The sequence below is a fragment of the Undibacterium sp. RuRC25W genome (genome assembly GCF_049339825.1).
Classification (GTDB): domain Bacteria; phylum Pseudomonadota; class Gammaproteobacteria; order Burkholderiales; family Burkholderiaceae_D; genus Undibacterium.
The window spans coordinates 21,563-38,030 of record NZ_JBMPPD010000037.1 but is presented as its reverse complement, the minus strand read 5'-3'; the positions used below and the strand labels follow the sequence as shown (position 1 = coordinate 38,030).

14 protein-coding genes are annotated in these 16,468 nt (G+C 47.2%); 8 read left to right on the top strand and 6 right to left on the bottom strand.

What is annotated here, in order from left to right; translation table 11 throughout:
* Together ACO0KV_RS15530 and ylqF are read left to right on the top strand one after the other, a co-directional pair.
* A partial coding sequence (locus tag ACO0KV_RS15530; protein WP_423042293.1) for an IS3 family transposase occupies window positions 1-91 on the top strand: 91 nt, incomplete at its 5' end.
* A gap of 198 nt (window positions 92-289) precedes the next feature.
* On the top strand, window positions 290-1,222 hold the full coding sequence (ylqF, locus tag ACO0KV_RS15525; protein ID WP_423043631.1) for a ribosome biogenesis GTPase YlqF: 933 nt from the start codon (window positions 290-292) through the stop codon (window positions 1,220-1,222).
* Window positions 1,223-1,350: 128 nt separating this feature from the next.
* Here ylqF and ACO0KV_RS15520 read toward each other — a convergent pair whose 3' ends face one another.
* The gene (locus ACO0KV_RS15520; protein WP_423043629.1) at window positions 1,351-2,022 is read right to left on the bottom strand and encodes a GntR family transcriptional regulator; all 672 of its coding nucleotides are present in this window, start codon (window positions 2,020-2,022) and stop codon (window positions 1,351-1,353) included.
* A gap of 219 nt (window positions 2,023-2,241) precedes the next feature.
* On the opposite strand from ACO0KV_RS15520, the gene ACO0KV_RS15515 reads away from it, so the two are divergent.
* Window positions 2,242-3,003 carry a helix-turn-helix domain-containing protein gene (locus tag ACO0KV_RS15515; protein WP_423043628.1) on the top strand — a complete coding sequence of 254 codons (762 nt, stop codon included), beginning with the start codon at window positions 2,242-2,244 and terminating at the stop codon, window positions 3,001-3,003.
* A 76-nt stretch (window positions 3,004-3,079) separates the two neighbouring features.
* Here the strand turns inward: ACO0KV_RS15515 and ACO0KV_RS15510 are convergent, their stop codons facing one another.
* Window positions 3,080-4,060 carry a 4-hydroxyproline epimerase gene (locus ACO0KV_RS15510; RefSeq protein ID WP_423043627.1) on the bottom strand — a complete coding sequence of 327 codons (981 nt, stop codon included), beginning with the start codon at window positions 4,058-4,060 and terminating at the stop codon, window positions 3,080-3,082.
* Window positions 4,061-4,314: 254 nt separating this feature from the next.
* Between ACO0KV_RS15510 and ACO0KV_RS15505 the strand changes: the two genes are divergently transcribed.
* Window positions 4,315-6,162, top strand: a complete 1,848-nt coding sequence (locus ACO0KV_RS15505) for a TonB family protein (protein WP_423043625.1) — start codon at window positions 4,315-4,317, stop codon at window positions 6,160-6,162.
* A gap of 67 nt (window positions 6,163-6,229) precedes the next feature.
* Window positions 6,230-7,135 carry a TIGR01777 family oxidoreductase gene (locus ACO0KV_RS15500; RefSeq protein ID WP_423043623.1) on the top strand — a complete coding sequence of 302 codons (906 nt, stop codon included), beginning with the start codon at window positions 6,230-6,232 and terminating at the stop codon, window positions 7,133-7,135.
* 5 nt (window positions 7,136-7,140) lie between these two features.
* On the opposite strand, the gene ACO0KV_RS15495 is transcribed toward ACO0KV_RS15500, so the two are convergent.
* On the bottom strand, window positions 7,141-8,301 hold the full coding sequence (locus ACO0KV_RS15495) for a hypothetical protein (protein WP_423043621.1): 1,161 nt from the start codon (window positions 8,299-8,301) through the stop codon (window positions 7,141-7,143).
* A gap of 120 nt (window positions 8,302-8,421) precedes the next feature.
* Between ACO0KV_RS15495 and ACO0KV_RS15490 the strand changes: the two genes are divergently transcribed.
* Entirely contained in the window at window positions 8,422-9,138 is a 717-nt protein-coding gene (locus ACO0KV_RS15490; protein WP_423043619.1) for a tRNA-uridine aminocarboxypropyltransferase, read from the top strand.
* A gap of 44 nt (window positions 9,139-9,182) precedes the next feature.
* Here the strand turns inward: ACO0KV_RS15490 and ACO0KV_RS15485 are convergent, their stop codons facing one another.
* The 3 genes from ACO0KV_RS15485 to groES all read right to left on the bottom strand — a co-directional run bounded on the left by ACO0KV_RS15485 (window position 9,183) and on the right by groES (window position 13,579).
* Entirely contained in the window at window positions 9,183-11,168 is a 1,986-nt protein-coding gene (locus ACO0KV_RS15485; RefSeq protein WP_423043617.1) for an OPT family oligopeptide transporter, read from the bottom strand.
* A 419-nt stretch (window positions 11,169-11,587) separates the two neighbouring features.
* Entirely contained in the window at window positions 11,588-13,237 is a 1,650-nt protein-coding gene (groL, locus tag ACO0KV_RS15480) for a chaperonin GroEL (RefSeq protein WP_423043615.1), read from the bottom strand.
* 51 nt (window positions 13,238-13,288) lie between these two features.
* Window positions 13,289-13,579 (bottom strand): co-chaperone GroES, encoded by a 291-nt coding sequence (gene groES / locus ACO0KV_RS15475; RefSeq protein WP_423022935.1) that lies wholly within the window; start codon window positions 13,577-13,579, stop codon window positions 13,289-13,291.
* Between the two features lie 543 nt (window positions 13,580-14,122).
* Here groES and ACO0KV_RS15470 point away from each other — a divergent pair.
* Both ACO0KV_RS15470 and ACO0KV_RS15465 read left to right on the top strand, forming a co-directional pair.
* On the top strand, window positions 14,123-15,178 hold the full coding sequence (locus ACO0KV_RS15470; RefSeq protein ID WP_423043613.1) for an ABC transporter substrate-binding protein: 1,056 nt from the start codon (window positions 14,123-14,125) through the stop codon (window positions 15,176-15,178).
* On the top strand, window positions 15,175-16,425 hold the full coding sequence (locus ACO0KV_RS15465) for a GGDEF domain-containing protein (protein WP_423043611.1): 1,251 nt from the start codon (window positions 15,175-15,177) through the stop codon (window positions 16,423-16,425). Before ACO0KV_RS15470 ends, ACO0KV_RS15465 begins: the two co-directional genes overlap by 4 nt.
* The last annotated feature ends 43 nt before the right edge of the window (window positions 16,426-16,468 follow it).

Sequence of the window (16,468 nt, the reverse complement as noted above, 5' to 3'; positions counted from 1 at the left end):
CTATATTCGATACTATAATCATGACCGCATCAAAATGAAATTAAAAGGGCTGAGTCCTGTGCAATACAGAAATCAGCCCTTAGTAGCATAGCAATTAAACTGTCCAACTAAATGGGGTCAGTTCATTGACCGGATTTTTGTTGTATGTCGTTGGAGATGGTGCGAGTCAACGATGAGCGTGATATGTTCCAAAATCAATAAATTTTCGGGGTAGTAGACAAACTTTTGGGTCAATCACGACAGACTTCCGTACAATATCGCTTTGATTTAGCAAAAAAGAAGAATAAGTATGTCCATACAATGGTTCCCCGGCCACATGAACGCCGCCCGCAAAAAAGCGGCGGAAACCATGGAAAACACCGATCTGGTGATAGAAGTGCTGGATGCCCGCATTCCGCAAGCCAGTTGCAATCCCATGGTGGAACAACTGCGCGTATTTCGCCAGCGTCCATGTTTGAAAATTTTAAATAAAGCGGATCTGGCCGATCCCAACGCGACCAAGCAATGGTTGGATTTTTATAACGCACAAAAAGACGTCTTCGCCGTCGCGATGAGTTGCAAAAAGCCTGCGGATGTCGCAAAAGTCCCTGGTTTTGCCCAAAAAATGGCGCCACATCGTGGTGTGCCGACGAAACCATTACGTATGATGATCATGGGTATTCCTAACGTTGGTAAGTCAACGTTAATGAATGCCTTGCTGAAAAAACGTGTTGCCAACGTTGGTGATGAGCCTGCGGTAACTAAAACACAGCAACGTTTGTATCTCGGAAAAAACATGATTTTGACTGATACGCCGGGTATGTTGTGGCCTAAGATTGAGCATCCGACCGATGGTCTGATGTTGGCTGCCAGCCATGCGATTGGTATCAACGCATTAATTGAAGAAGAGATTGCGACCTTTCTTGCAGAACAATTATTGCTCCACTATCCAAAATCCTTAGTCACGCGCTACGGTTTTAATCTGGAAGGTATGGATGCCGTTGCTGTGATTGAAGGCGTCGCCATGAAGCGGGGTTACAAACTCAAAGGTGGTGACTGGGATTTTGAGAAAGCATCACACACCTTATTGATTGATTATCGTAGCGGCGCGCTGGGTCGCGTCAGTCTGGAAACCCCAGCGAGTCGCGAACACTTACTGGCAACGTATGTACCTCCCGTGTTGTTGGGGCAGGGAAAGAGTGTACAAACCGGTATGGAACCAGAAACCGGCGATCAGGAATGAGGCGGAATGCTGAACTAACGCAAAACGAGCGCTAGTTCATTGTTGATTCAGTGTTGATTCAGCGTTAATGCAGCTTAATGCTACTGACGTCCTCTTTCCGATGACCATCACATGAAGGTTGCGCATCGTTAGTTTGAGGTTGGTACGTTTCGTGCGAATGACTCTAAATAATCCATCAAACCGTCGATAGCCTTCGTAGCGAGTTCCGTTTTTCCTTTAGCAATCGCTTTGGCAACAAGTAAATGACAGCGGGCACATTCTTCTAAATCTCCCTCATGCTGGTACGCATACCAAAAACGACGGCTTTTAATGATCAGTGGAATCACTGCTGCAACCGCAGAGGGGTTGCCACACGCGCTTTGTACAATCTGATCGAACGCCTGATCTGCCGCCATGTATTCTGCAAGCGTGCGTCGTTTAGCTGCGACTAACATGTGCTCTGCGCTGGCAACTAACTCTTTGCGTTCTTGCTGCGTGGCTTTCTGCGCCGCGTTTTGTGAAATTAAGCGTTCTAATACGCGGCGTGTGTCGATGAGCGATAAATGTGCCGATGCGTCAATATCACTAACAACTAGACCACGGCGCGGCATTTGCAATATCAGGCCGTTGGATGACATGCGCATCAGTGCTTCACGCAGCGGCGTGCGACCGAGACCCGTTTTTTCGATCAGCATTGCCTCGATAATTGGCGCGCCGGGTTTCAATTCCATCGTGACGATCATGCTTTCAAGCGCATCGTAGGCGACGTCTGCGGCACGTTTTTTTTCCACAGGATCAGAATTTTCTTGATTGATAGGCATGGGCTGAGTTCAATTGATGGTTAATATATCTCAAATTGATCATATCAACTTGCTTCCGAATTTTACTCTGTTTAAATTGATTTTTTCAAATATTAACTTGTATCAGACGTTTTTATTAAATGTGAAATACGGTATGAAGTTTCTTTTTTTAAATCGCAATGTAAAATTAGGCATCAAATTTCGCTATATCATGGGGTTCGTTCTAGGGGATATCAAATAATGGAAAAAAGTGATCAATCTGGGGATCTGCAACGCCAAGAATTAGCTGCCCAAGTCGGCGATACTTTCTTTTCGGAAGCGTTATTTGATGCCATGACAGATATTGTTTTTTTTGTGAAAGATAGTGAGGGAAGGTACGTTGTTGTTAATCAAACCCTTGTGCGGCGTTGTGGTTTGCGAGAAAAATCAGCTTTACTTGGACGTACTGCCAGCGACGTTTTCCCCAGCAGATTAGCCGCTAATTATGCGGCACAAGATGCATTGGTCTTAAGTGGATCGAGGGAGCTTCGAGACCAGCTCGAATTGCATCTCTATCCAAATCGTTCACCAGGCTGGTGTCTGACACAAAAAATTCCCTTGCGCGATCACCGCCAAAAAATTATTGGTATGACAGGAATTTCCCGAGACCTTGCCAGCCCCGATCAACAAGATCCAGTCTATGAAAAAATTGCTGCTGCGGTTGCTCATCTGCACCAATATCATGCACAGCAGATCAAAATGGCGGATCTTGTGACACTGACGGGGCTGTCGTTGGCGCAACTTGAGAGAAATTTTCACAAAATATTTTCACTCACACCACGCCAGATGATGGTCAAAATTCGCCTAGATGCAGCGTCAACGATGCTGAGTCAGCCTGATCTCAGTATTACTGATATTGCACTTGCTTGTGGATACCAGGATCACAGTGCTTTTTCACGTGTTTTTAAAGCGACCGTTGGGATGACACCCAGAGAGTATCGCGAAGTTCTGATCGATCACTAGTACTCACAGATCCATCAGCGATCTGTGAGTCTCATCATTATTTGTCTTATTAGTGGCGACAAAGTTCAGTCCGGCTTTATCTGATTCCCCAGACAAATGGATCGCACTCATCGAGTAATAAGCTTGCTTCAGCATTGACAAAAGCGGACCCGCGCAAGCTAGGTAAAATGGTCGATGTTGACTTGCTGGATGGATTCATCGTGTGCACTTCTGCACTTTCTTGCCCAGTCTGATAGGAGGCGATAAAGACGCTGCCGATAATACTTTCTTGTTTCCATTGTTCTCCGGGGGCTAATTTTCTATCCGCTGCCAGACACGCAAGTTTGGCACTGGTGCCTGTACCGCAGGGTGAGCGGTCATAGGCTTTGCCTGGGCACAAGACAAAATTCTTACTGTCATTATCTGGATTGCTGGCCGTGCCGAATAATTCGATATGATCGATCAGCGCACCATCTTTTCCCGTGATGCCGTTTGCCTCTAGCGCACAGCGTACGCGCCAGCAATAGTCGGTTAGCGCATCGACGTTGGACAGACTCAGTTCTTGTCCGTGTTCACTCATCAGAAAAAACCAGTTACCACCCCATGCAATATCACCGTGAACGAGACCCGCGCCGGCGACCTCAACACTAACCGTCTGTCGGAAACGGTAGGCCGGAACGTTGTGTACGGTAACAGAGTGATCTTCGTGCAGTTCGGTATCGACGATACCAACGGGTGTTTCGATACGATGCCGTCCGACGCTGATTTTTTTTTGGTGGGCTAGCGTTGCGATGAAACCTATCATCCCATGTCCACACATGCCAAGATAGCCGACATTATTGAAAAAAATGACACCAGCCACGCAATCGGGCGCAACTGGCGTGCAGGCAAGTGCGCCGACCAGTACATCCGACCCCCTTGGTTCACACACTGTCGCGCTACGGTAGTGGTCAAATTGTTCTCTGAATACGTTTAATTGTCTGGCGACGCTGCCGCCACCAAGCTCAGGGCCACCGTCAATAATCACGCGAGTGGGCTCTCCCCCTGTATGGGAGTCAATGATGTGTATTTTTTTCATAGTAGAGTTTGTCTGATATCAATGACGCTAGGATACGTCGTCTTATCCAAGAATGTCTTGCTCTGAATCGGACCGTGAGTGGATGAAATCGGCACAGGTGTCTGGCGCTACATGTTAAATTTGACGCTTAGGCATCAGCACGGAAGTAGATCATGTTTTATTAGCTAAAAAGATGTCAAGTGCTTGGGTGGATGGTACATTAATGATCTTGGTCGACTATCGCTGATAATTTTATTTGGATGAATTAAGCTTGCATGAATCTGTTTCCTCGCAAAAATAACCATCAATTACCGAGCGAGGTAAAACGCCGTCTGACGATTGCAATTGTCGCCTCTTTGCTTTTACATGCCTTATTACTCTCTCTGCAATTTGCGATTCCAAGTGGTGGCATCAGCGGCGGGGAGGCGTCGTTAAGTCAACAGACAGGCGCGCCAACAGCGATGGTATTGACAATTCAGTCAGTAGAAAATACGGTGCAATCTGCGTCGCAGGTAGAGCCTTCTGCGGCACTGGAGTCGCAAAACAAGCCCATTACTCCTACAGTGACAGTCACTCCAGCTGAAATACATGGCTTACAACTGGTTGCTCCGTTTGTTGCGGCCAAAGTACCTCCCCCATATGCAGAGAAAAATGTAGAGAAATCCGCACAGAAATCTGAGAAGTACCTTCAAAGAAAATCAGCTAGCGTTATGCGAGCCACCCGTGCGCATAAAGTACCTGTTAGTGAAATCCCCGATCTGATCGCACAAGACGTCATAAAGGATGAAAATTTTGTTGTTGCCGTCCGAGATCCTGATGAGATAAAAAAGGAGGATGTACCGCAGGAAATTGTACCAAGATCACCAGAGCCTTTAACGGTCGCGCAAACACAAGCAAAGACAGAGCTCACGCATGAAGAAAAAACGCTGCCGCCCCTTGCAGAACCTGATGTAGCGCCAGCCAGCGTAGCCCGTTATGACGCAGATGACAGCTTACGTCAGAAGAAAGAAGCGGAGCGTCTAAAGCGCATGGACAGCCTTGTGACGATGCATCATCAAGATACCTCGGTACATGAAAAAATCATCAAGCAATTAGATGAGGAGAGCCACCTGCAGACGGAACAATTACGACGCGAACAACTTGCCGCGTTAGCATTGAAACAGCAACTGGATGCCGAAGAAAATAGACGCCGAGCGCAACAAGACGCATCGAATGCTACAGTGTTATCGAAAGCAGAAGCGCAGCGTACCGAGAATATTCGACAAGTGGATGAAGAGATCGAGCAACAATTACAACAGGAATTAAGCCAACGAGACGTGCAACGCAAAGAGCGCTTGAAGGCGATGGCGCTCTCACGCCAGCAAAATGAAGAGCGGGAAGAAAACGAACGACGCGCAGTGCAAGAAGCTGAGATGCAACGTCAGCAGCAAGCCAGAATGCTGGCTCAACAAGAAGCTGCCCAAGCGGCACTTGCCGCACAAGCGGTGTTGTTGTCAAAAAACAGTGAAACCACCAACCAGGGGGGAAACAATCACAGTGCAATCCAGACGCGATCAGCGTATGCTGGAACTGCTTCCGATGAGGATCTCTTTGGCAGTCGTAGTACACATGGTGCAGCTAATAACAGTAACGCTACTACAACGGCATTGATTTTACCGAAAAGCTTACTCAGTAGTGATCTTGCCAATCGTGCGCGAGAATCATCGCGGGGCTTAGGGCTGCTGCCCGGGAATCTACCTGCGCCGACGCTTGATGAAAAGGCCCGCCGCCATACGATCATTAACAGTAGTGAAAAAAATCTACAGTTACGTATGTATGCTGATAGTTGGAAGCAGAAAATAGAACGCAATGGCAATCTGAATTACTCTCAGAGCGCCAGCAATAAAGTACGCGCTGATCCCCTAGTGAGCGTTGCGATCCGTAGTGATGGCAGCGTCGAGCAAGTCACCATTTTACGTTCGAGTGGAAGGGAAGATATTGATCGGGCAGTACGCAATATTGTCCGTATCAATGCCAGGTTCGCCGCATTTCCGCCAGAGATTGCTGCGCAATACGATGTGTTAGAGATCCGACGAATCTGGAGTTTTGATGATAATCTAAAGCTTATTGAAGAATTGCGTTGAAATAGGGCTTCCATGTCTAATTAGCGTGATTGATCTCCTTAATGCACAACAGTAAGACAGAGAAAACATGCAAATTTTAATTACGGGTGGCACGGGTTTGATTGGTCGTCGCTTATGTGCTGCGCTCATCGCTGGTGGTCATGAGTTGACAGTCCTGAGCCGCCGCCCTCAGCAAGTCGCACAACTCTGTGGCAATAACGTCAAACCGATGTCCAGTCTTGATGAGTATCTTCCTGATTCGCGATTCGATGCTGTCATTAATCTGGTCGGCGAGCCTATCGTCGATGCGCGATGGACTGAACGGCGTAAGCAGCTCTTACGTCAAAGTCGTATTGAACTCACCGAGGCACTTCTGCAAAAAATTCATCAGGCAAGGTATCGTCCTAAGGTGTTTTTAAGTGGTTCGGCGATTGGTTTTTATGGTGACGGTGGGGATGTACTATTAAGCGAGCAGTCGGCCGCGGGCGGTGACTTTGGCGCGCATTTGTGCGTTGACTGGGAGGCGGCAGCGATGACCGCAGCTTCCTTGGGGCTACGTACGTGTATCTTGCGAACTGGGTTGGTGTTGGACAGCGCTGGAGGTATGTTAAAAAAAATGCGGCTCCCATTTAGCCTGGGGCTCGGTGCAAGAATTGGACATGGACGGCAATGGATGAGTTGGATTCATATCCAGGACTACATTGCAATTGTCTTGTTTCTGCTTGAACATGAGAACGCCGCCGGTTGCTTTAATATGGTGGCGCCAGAACCTGTGACAAACCGCCAATTTACCCGTTTATTAGGTAAAGCCTTGCATCGTCCGGCTATTTTCGTGGCGCCTGCACTGCTGCTGAAATTGGCGATGGGGGAGATGTCTGAATTATTACTGGGCGGCCAACGTGTCGTTCCCGCAAAAATTCAGACACTTGGATATGTATTTCGTTATCCGTCATTGCTTCCAGCATTGACGGATCTACTGCAGTCAACTTCTTGAACCCATCAGGGTAAGCTGGTCGGTGAAGAGAAATAGCTGTTTGATAGCGTTTTAAACTGACCACCATCGGTTTTAATAGTGGTTTGATGCACCTCGCCGGCGCTGAAGACGATACCGACTGCACCTGCACTGACTAAATCAGCCGTGTGATTCAAGAAATAGTGAACACGGTTATCACGCCATTGTCCTGAAATGCCGCCCGGTGTAGCAGATGGCGTGCCGAGCGGCGTTTGCCACCAGAGTAACGGGAGTTGTAGTGTGGAATTGAAGCTAGCACCTTCAGCCAGATTTTGCGTAAAATTCGGTTTAGTGACATTTGCTTCATCCCAGTACCAGCCGCTGCCTGCGCGGGTGCAGTACGATGGTTGTGGTACTTCCTCGAAGCAACCTGCATCACGATCTAAGGTTTGCATTACAACAAAATCTGCGTTTCCAGCACCAAGTTTTTGCATAAAGCTCACCGACGCTGGGTATAAGTCTGATGATAATGAGGGCGGAAAACCGACATACGCGTTCGGGGCGTAGGTACGCGCAGTAAGAAGCAGACATTGAGCTACGCCACCAACATTATTGGCCAGATTGGGACAGTCAGTATTTGAGTTGACGAGTGCAGTGACCGTGGTTGGATCGGCATTGGTGCTTGCACGTTGCGCGTATTCCCAAAAATCAGGCTCAAAGTTGACAATCACTGGTTTGCCGTATGTTTTAATCTGCTGAAATAACAGTCTGACGTTACTCCAATACGCATTCATAAACGTCGCATTAGTGAGTACCGACAGGTTGCCATCACCGTTGGCAGCCATTTGATACAAAGTGAACATGGGAACAGCACCCAGAGATGCAGCGTTTTTTGCAACTATTTGCACGTAAGCGCCGGTCGGGCTGTTCCAGGTTGGCCAGGCGCCGCTACCGACGCCAGTCAGATATTGGTCGTAAATATCGACCTTGATATTTTGCGCCTGAATATCCGCCACAGTTGTCGTGCCTAAACCAACTAACAATCGTTTAGTTAAACCCAGATTAGCTGCTAATACGCCAGGTTTTTGTTGCAACGTTGGAGGTGTCGACGCGGGCGTCGTCGATGTCGACGTAGTTGTACCTCCACCGCCGCCGCAGGCAGAGAAAAGGAGGACGCTAGCGATAGAGATTAAACGGATGGGTTTCATTTGGAAAACATAAATACGTGATTGATGTTGATATGATAGTCGAAGCCGTGACTAGATGTTCTGAAGCAATGTAAAAGCATGTTGCATTGATGTACCATCGATCACTTGTAGTAAGTTAATTTGTCTGCCGTACAATGGCGCTATGACCTAATTAAAACGATTGAAATGATGATGATTGCTGGCAATACACCGCCTACCAGTACTACCCGAGCAATTTGCTCTCGATGTCAGCGCCCACTGACTAATTGTATTTGTCGCTGGGCAACGACAATTATCAATCAGGTTGAAGTGCTCGTACTGCAACATCCGTTAGAGGTTGGTAACGCAAAAGGTAGTGCACGCTTACTGGATTTATGTTTGCAGACCTCCGTGATGATGGTGGGCGAGCAATTCGAACAGCAACACTTATCGGACGCGCTCTATGCCCCGTCGATGATGAGGAGCAACGCTGGGGCGCTGCAACCAGTGTTGCTCTATCCTGATATCGGCGATAATGAGGCGTCAGATCTGGTTATTGAGAGGGCTCCAGCATTGCAGGAAGACCTTGATCCACGCACGATCCGCTTGGTCGTGCTTGATGCAACCTGGCGAAAAAGCCGGAAAATGCTCTATCTCAATCCGCTATTGCAAAGTTTGCCACGTCTCAGTCTGAGCGCGATGCCCGCGTCGCATTACCGCATCCGCAAAGCCCACAAGCCAGATCAACTATCGAGCCTCGAAGCGAGTACTTACGCGTTAATGCGTCTGGAGCAGAACGAAGCGAAGTATTGGCCGTTAATTGACGCTTTTGACGGCTTTGTTGAGCAACAAATGCAATGGATGCCGCCACGCTCATAAAAAAACCCCGCATTGTAGCGGGGCTTTTAGTCCGGTAGGATGGTTTAAATTAACACATTGATGATGGCATTTCCAATACCCACCAACGCCGCCCCAGACACAAGACCAGCGCAGATCGGTTCACAGCCATCGACCCAGTAGTCATAGCCTTTGGTGCCCGGTGTCGCATTGCGACGACCCATGTACCAGAATACCATCGCGCCTATCCACATCGCCAGGCTAGACTCTGGTGGCAACACAACACCAAGGCCGATTGATACGGCCGATAAGGGGAAGCGTCCTTTGGTCACAATTTTTGCGACCTCGATTACGATGGCGCTGATCGCTGCTACGATCATGGAGATCACTGCGGAGGTATGCAGACTATGCACGCCTTTCGCAATCAGGTCAGCAACGCCTTTCCATTGCACCGCTCCCGGAAATGCAAATTGGTCGCTCAAAATGCTTGCAGTACTACGAACACCGTTTGCGTCCGCTGGTAAGAACAGCAAATAGTAAAGTGGGATACAAGCGAGTGCACCAGCAAAAATACCAATGACGTGGCCAATTGCTTGCTGACGTGGCTTTGCACCGAGCATATAGCCGGGTTTAATGTCAGATAGCAGATTCGACGCATTCATCGCAACTTCTGCAGTCATACCTGCAGGCAAGATATTGTTGGCCGGATTCACATGGTCAATTGCGCCAATTGAGAATTGCGTGATTTTTGACAATGCCCCCGTCGGTACCCAGGAAGTCAAGGCCATTGAGTTAATGCCAATAATGGTGAGAACAAAGATTAATGGTAAAGAAACGAAAGAAAGCAACCATGAAACACCAAAAAACTCGTGTGTTACTGCCGCACCAATTACGCTGAAAATTGGCACACCAATATACGACACCCATAGCGGCAATTCTATGTCTTTCAATACATCGCTTGTTGATTCGGGCGTTGCTTTTTTCTTCAAATTTTTAAACGCATTGGTAAAGATCTCCGGCTTCGCTAACAAGCTCACCATAGATCCAACCACCATCATCGATACGCCCCACCACAGAGACCATTGGTTTACAATTTCTGCACGAGTCAGCGCAACAACATGACCATCAATACCGATACGCGGTGCAATGTCGCCCTGATTAATCATGATTGGCGCCAGGATGACAAAATTGATGAATGCGCCCAACAACACGCTGCTGGCAACGCGTATGCCCATCAAACCACCAAGGCCAAACATCGCTGCATCAACGGTAAAGCGCAGGCCCAGTGTGCGGAAGTCAACGCCAGCGATCTTCGGTGACCATAAGTCATATTTGACCATGGCAGCGTAATAGTAGTCGTCAAAACGCTCATGCAGGTTCCAAGCTTCTTTCATGCCCGCCCATTGATCCATGCGCAGGATTTTGAGCTGTATTAGTTTCATCCAGCCGTCGCTGATGATCATTTGGTACAAACCTGTAAATACTGCCGTCATTCCCAATAAGCGTGCTTTGAACATACCAACGTTTGCATCACCAGTATATAAAGAATCCAGCACAACACCACAAGCTCGTCCTTCGGGGAAAGGTAACTGATCTTCATTGATAAAGCGACGCTTCATCGGAAAGGCGATCAGCACACCTAAGATTGCAACGATGATCATCCAGATCATCATTTGCCACCAGGGGATGATCTTTCCACTGACCAGCATGAAAGCGGTCAGACTGGCAATCAATGGTGAAACCATGTAGCCGGACGCTGTAGCAATTGACTGAGTACAGTTATTTTCAAGAACTGTGAAGTCGCTTGCCAAACCTGCTTGCGCCAGTAACCTGAACATGGCAAATGCCAAAATGACGGAGGTCAGTCCAACCCCGATGCCAACACCGGTCTTTGCGCCAATATATAAAGCGGTCGAGGCTAAGATGCCACCTAGTATGAAACCAGTCAGCGCCGAACGCAGTGTCAATTGCGCCATGTCGCCACGGTAAATATTGTTGAACCACCATTCATCCTTTTGGGATCGGGTCCAGGTCTTGATCTGCTCTTCGGATAAGTGTTGCAGCGCCATCATGTCTCCAGCATCATGTAATAGGACATAAAACGAGGGCAGGACGCTTATTTGGGAAAATATGTCAAATAAGCGACATTACTCGATAAAAAATGAAAGTTTTCTTTCAGGTGCCGCAGTATCTAAGCCTGTCACCTTACTGTCAAGCATCATTGGGAGAAAACCACAATTTGCTTGTGATGCAATGCGATAAAAGAAAAACGATATAGATAATTATTTGTTAAGTAGCGTGATTGGAATCTCCGTGCGTGATTCAGTTGCTGCGAGAGTGGGGAGTAGCGCGTTCTTTTTTTATTACCTCTGTGGCGAGTGTTTCTAAGCTTTTTCTTTTCAACACCACAGGCGAACATCAAACAAAAAGCCCCGCAATTTGCATTGCGGGGCTTTGATGATTGCGGCTCTGTAGCGAGCAGCAAGCGATATTACATCATACCGCCCATGCCACCCATACCGCCCATACCACCCATGTCACCCATGCCGCCTGCTGGTTTGTCTTCAGACAATTCAGCAACCAGAGCATCAGTCGTCAGGATCAGGCCAGCAACAGACGCTGCATTTTGCAATGCAGAGCGAGTTACTTTAGCTGGATCCAGAATACCCATTTCGATCATGTCACCGTAAGTGTCATTCGCAGCATTGAAACCGAAGTTACCAGTGCCGTTCAGGATTGCATTAACAACAACGCTTGGTTCGCCACCGGCGTTAGCAACGATTTCACGCAATGGTGCTTCGATTGCTTTGAGAACCAGTTTGATACCAGCTTCTTGGTCAGCATTGTCGCCTTTGATGACGCCAGCTGCTGCACGTGCACGCAAGAGAGCCACGCCACCGCCAGGAACAACGCCTTCTTCAACCGCTGCACGAGTTGCATGCAATGCATCTTCAACGCGTGCTTTTTTCTCTTTCATTTCAACTTCAGTTGCAGCACCAACTTTGATCACTGCAACGCCGCCTGCCAATTTGGCAACGCGTTCTTGCAGCTTTTCGCGGTCGTAGTCAGAAGTTGCTTCTTCGATCTGAGCGCGGATTTGTTTAACACGTGCTTCGATACCAATGGCTTGACCTGCGCCGTCGATCACTGTTGTGTTTTCTTTACCGATTTCGATACGTTTAGCTTGACCCAGATCAGCCAATGTCGCTTTTTCCAGTGTCAGACCAACTTCTTCAGCAATCACTTGGCCGCCAGTCAGGATAGCGATGTCTTCCAACATAGCTTTACGACGGTCACCGAAGCCAGGCGCTTTAACAGCAGCTGTTTTCAGAATGCCACGGATGTTGTTCACAACCAGCGTTGCCAGTGCTTCGCCGTCAACATCTTCAGCGATGATCAACAGTGGACGACCGGATTTTGCCACTTGTTCCAGAACTGGGAGCAGATCACGGATGTTCGAGATTTTTTTGTCGAACAGCAGAACGTATGGGTTTTCCAGAATTACGGATTGTTTTTCTGGGTTGTTGATGAAGTATGGTGACAAGTAGCCACGGTCAAACTGCATACCTTCAACGATGTCGAGTTCGTTGTCGAGAGATTTGCCATCTTCAACTGTGATCACGCCTTCTTTACCTACTTTGTCCATGGCACGAGCGATGATGTCGCCGATGTTTTGGTCAGAGTTAGCAGAGATAGAACCAACTTGAGCGATTTCTTTGTTCGTTGTTGTTGGCTTGGACAGAGTTTTGATTTCTGCAACAATAGCCACAACTGCTTTGTCGATACCACGTTTCAAGTCTGTTGGATTGAAACCAGCTGCAACGTATTTGAAGCCTTCGCGAACGATTGCTTGCGCCAATACAGTCGCTGTTGTTGTACCGTCACCAGCGTTGTCGGAAGTGCGGGAAGCCACTTCTTTCACGAGCTGTGCGCCCATGTTTTCCAACTTGTCTTTGAGTTCGATTTCTTTAGCAACGGAAACACCGTCTTTAGTCACTGTTGGCGCGCCGAAAGAGCGTTCCAAAACGACGTTACGGCCTTTAGGGCCCAGTGTTACTTTAACTGCGTTTGCCAGAATATTTACGCCATTAACGATTTTCGCACGTGCGTCATCGCCAAAAATTACTTGTTTAGCTGCCATGTTATTTTCTCCGGAATCTTGAGGATTTCTGATTGCTTAGGAATACAGGAATTACTTCTGTACGATCGCGAAGATATCTTCTTCGCGCATGACCAGAACTTCGTTGCCGTCAACTTTGACAGCTTGGCCAGAGTATTTGCCGAACAATACGCGATCGCCAACTTTTACTTCGAGGGCGCGCACAGTGCCGTTATCTAATTGTTTACCTGTACCAACGGCTAATACTTCACCTTGATCTGGTTTTTCTGCTGCTGCGTCAGGCAGAACGATACCGGATGCAGTTTTTGTTTCTTGATCCAGACGTTTTACGATCAGACGATCATGCAGGGGACGAAGGTTCATACAAGCTCCTTTAAATTTGCGAGTAATTACGAGTGAATTCATTTTAAGCTGGGGAAAGACTTTGTTAGCACTCTCTCCCAACGAGTGCTAATTATATGGGCGAGGTGCTGGTATTTCAAGGACGAAAAAATGAAGATTTTTTTTTAATCTTTAAAAACAACGGCTTATCTTTATTTTTAAAATAGCAATTGCGAGTTTGCAACAACATATTTTGAACTGGTATCTAGTCTTAATGATAATTAATGACTCAGTGAAATTGTGAGTTTTTGTGAAGTGATCAAATTTCATCTCAAAAGAGTCCAAAATGCATACCTAAAAAAATTACATGCATGGTAGAGAGGACAGTTCTGCTTTTTATTGGAAGGGTATGCTTATCCGGATGATCAATTTGTTGTCGTAAAAAACTGTGCCTGATTCTAAATTCGTAGTTTGAATTGACATGCCTGTAATCCATGCCGGACGTCGGGAGTGAGTATGAAATTGTGGCATTGTTGTCGGATAATAGGGCTTTGGCTGATCCTGTCCCCAGGGTTGAGTTTTGGCATGTCGGTGACGTTCCTAAATCCGGGTAAATCAGATGAAGTCTACTGGGTTACCGCTGCCCATTGTATGTCTGCTGCCGCACATAGCCTAGGTGTTCAACTTGAAGTGCTCTATTCTGAGCGCGATCACCTGAAAACGCTGACATTCGCCAAAGAAATTGCTGCACGCCCAGTTTTAGCGCGACCTGATTATGTGATTCTCTCTAATGATTATGCCGTCGGCGTGGAAGCGATGCGCATTCTTGATGCTGCAAAAATTAAAACTTTTTTTGCTTATAGCGGTATTACTGATCCGCATGAACGTGAACTGGTTGGTGGTCCTCGACAGATCTACGAAGGATGGCTAGGCTCGCTAGAACCGAAATCCGAAGATGCAGGTTATCTGACTGCCCATGAACTGATACAGCGCGGTGAAGCGATGCATTTGTTTGGTCATGATGGCAAGTTGCACATGCTTGTGATTGCCGGAGACCGCTCGACCACGAGTTCCTTGAAACGCAATAATGGTATGCGGCGCGCTCTTGCTGAAGCGCAAAATGTAGTGCTTGATCAGGAAGTTTATGGCGAATGGAGTCGTAGCAAGGCAAAAGTACAAAGTGAGTGGCTGTTTAAACGCTATCCTGGAAAACACTTGGTCTGGGCAGGTAATGATTTGATGGCGTTTGGTGCGATGGACAGTTGGCGTGCCATTGGCGGAGTGCCGGGTAAGGATGCACTTTTTAGCGGGGTAAATACCTCATCAGAAGCGTTGACTGCCATTGAGTCCGGTACGATGAGTGCTTTGGCTGGCGGACATTTCGTTGCTGGTGCATTTGCGTTAGTCATGCTGTACGACTATCACCATGGTAAGGATTTTGTCGACGAGGGACTGGAGCTGGAGCGCTCCATGTTTATTTTATTTGATCGAGAGAATGCACAACGTTTTGAAAGTTTGTTTGGTAAGTTGAATTTTGATCAAGTTGATTTTAAGAAATTTAGTAAAATATATCATCCTAGTTTGAAGAAATACGAATTTAGTTTCAAACAACTATTGATGCAAAGTGAAAAACAGAAATGAATCCAGCCACCCTTCAACCCATCGCGACCTTACTGATACGTCGTGTCTTTAAATGGGTGCTGCTGTGTGTTGTTGCATTCAGCAGTATTCAGGCATGGCTCAGCTATACATCGATCGAGAAAAATTTTAATGCCGCTGTCAGAGATGTAGCCGATACCCACTTACCTTTATTGTCAGTCGCGATCTGGGATATCGAATCACAAGCAATACAGAAGCAAATTGGTCTAATTTTAAAAAACACCTCCATTGCTTATGTCTCTGTCAAAGCCAGTACGGGACAGAGTTTTGTTGGGGGTAACGTCAGTCTGATCGCAAGTGGCAAGCATGTGGCGTTTGATATCCCAGCGCCAGTCGACAATGCGGGGGTGGTAGGAACATTAGATCTGGTCGTTGATTCCAGTATTTTGCGCCGAGAGTTAATTCAAAGTTTTTTGATTGTCACGATCGAGGTGTTGCTGCTCGTAGTCCTCATCCTGACAGCAGTGGTAGCAATTTTGCGCCGTGATCTCGAACGTCCGATGCGTCAGCTCGCCACGTATGTCCGAAATATTCAGGCGGATCAGCTATCTAGTGACGTACAACTCCATTTACCCATCGCGCATGCCTACAGTGAAATAGATCTTGTATTTGAAGGTTTTCAAATTATGCAGAACAGTATTAAACAGCATATTTTGAATCAGGATGCATTAGTGATGGAGCGTACAGGACAATTAGAAAAAGTAATGGAGTCGCTCAAGCAACTTTCTATCACAGATGGTCTGACGGAGTGTTATAACCGACAGTTATTCAATGAGCGTATGCCCGGCGAAATACAACGCGCTAACCGCTATGACAGAACGTTGTCTATCGTGTTTTGTGATATTGATTTTTTTAAGACAGTCAATGATCAATATGGTCATTCTGTTGGTGACAAAGTCTTGGTTGCTTTTGCGCATTGTTTGAAAGAAGAAATCCGCATCGACGTAGATTGGGTAGTTCGTTATGGCGGAGAAGAGTTTGTAGTGGTCTTACCGGAAACGCGTTTGGCTTGTGCCATTGCGGTTGCAGAGCGGATGCGTCGTCGTGTTGAAAACGAGTTGAAAGTCATCATCGCAGGCGGTGAAAGCTTAAAAATAACCGCGAGTTTTGGTGTGGCGCAAAAGACGGAGACGGATAATATCGACAGTCTTGTCAATCGCGCAGATGAATGGCTTTACGCCGCTAAAACTGGGGGCCGTAATCAGGTTCGCCCCAAGAAATCTGTTTGAGAGAAGCCTGTTTGTGTTTGACTAGTAGTACCAATGCGTAGCG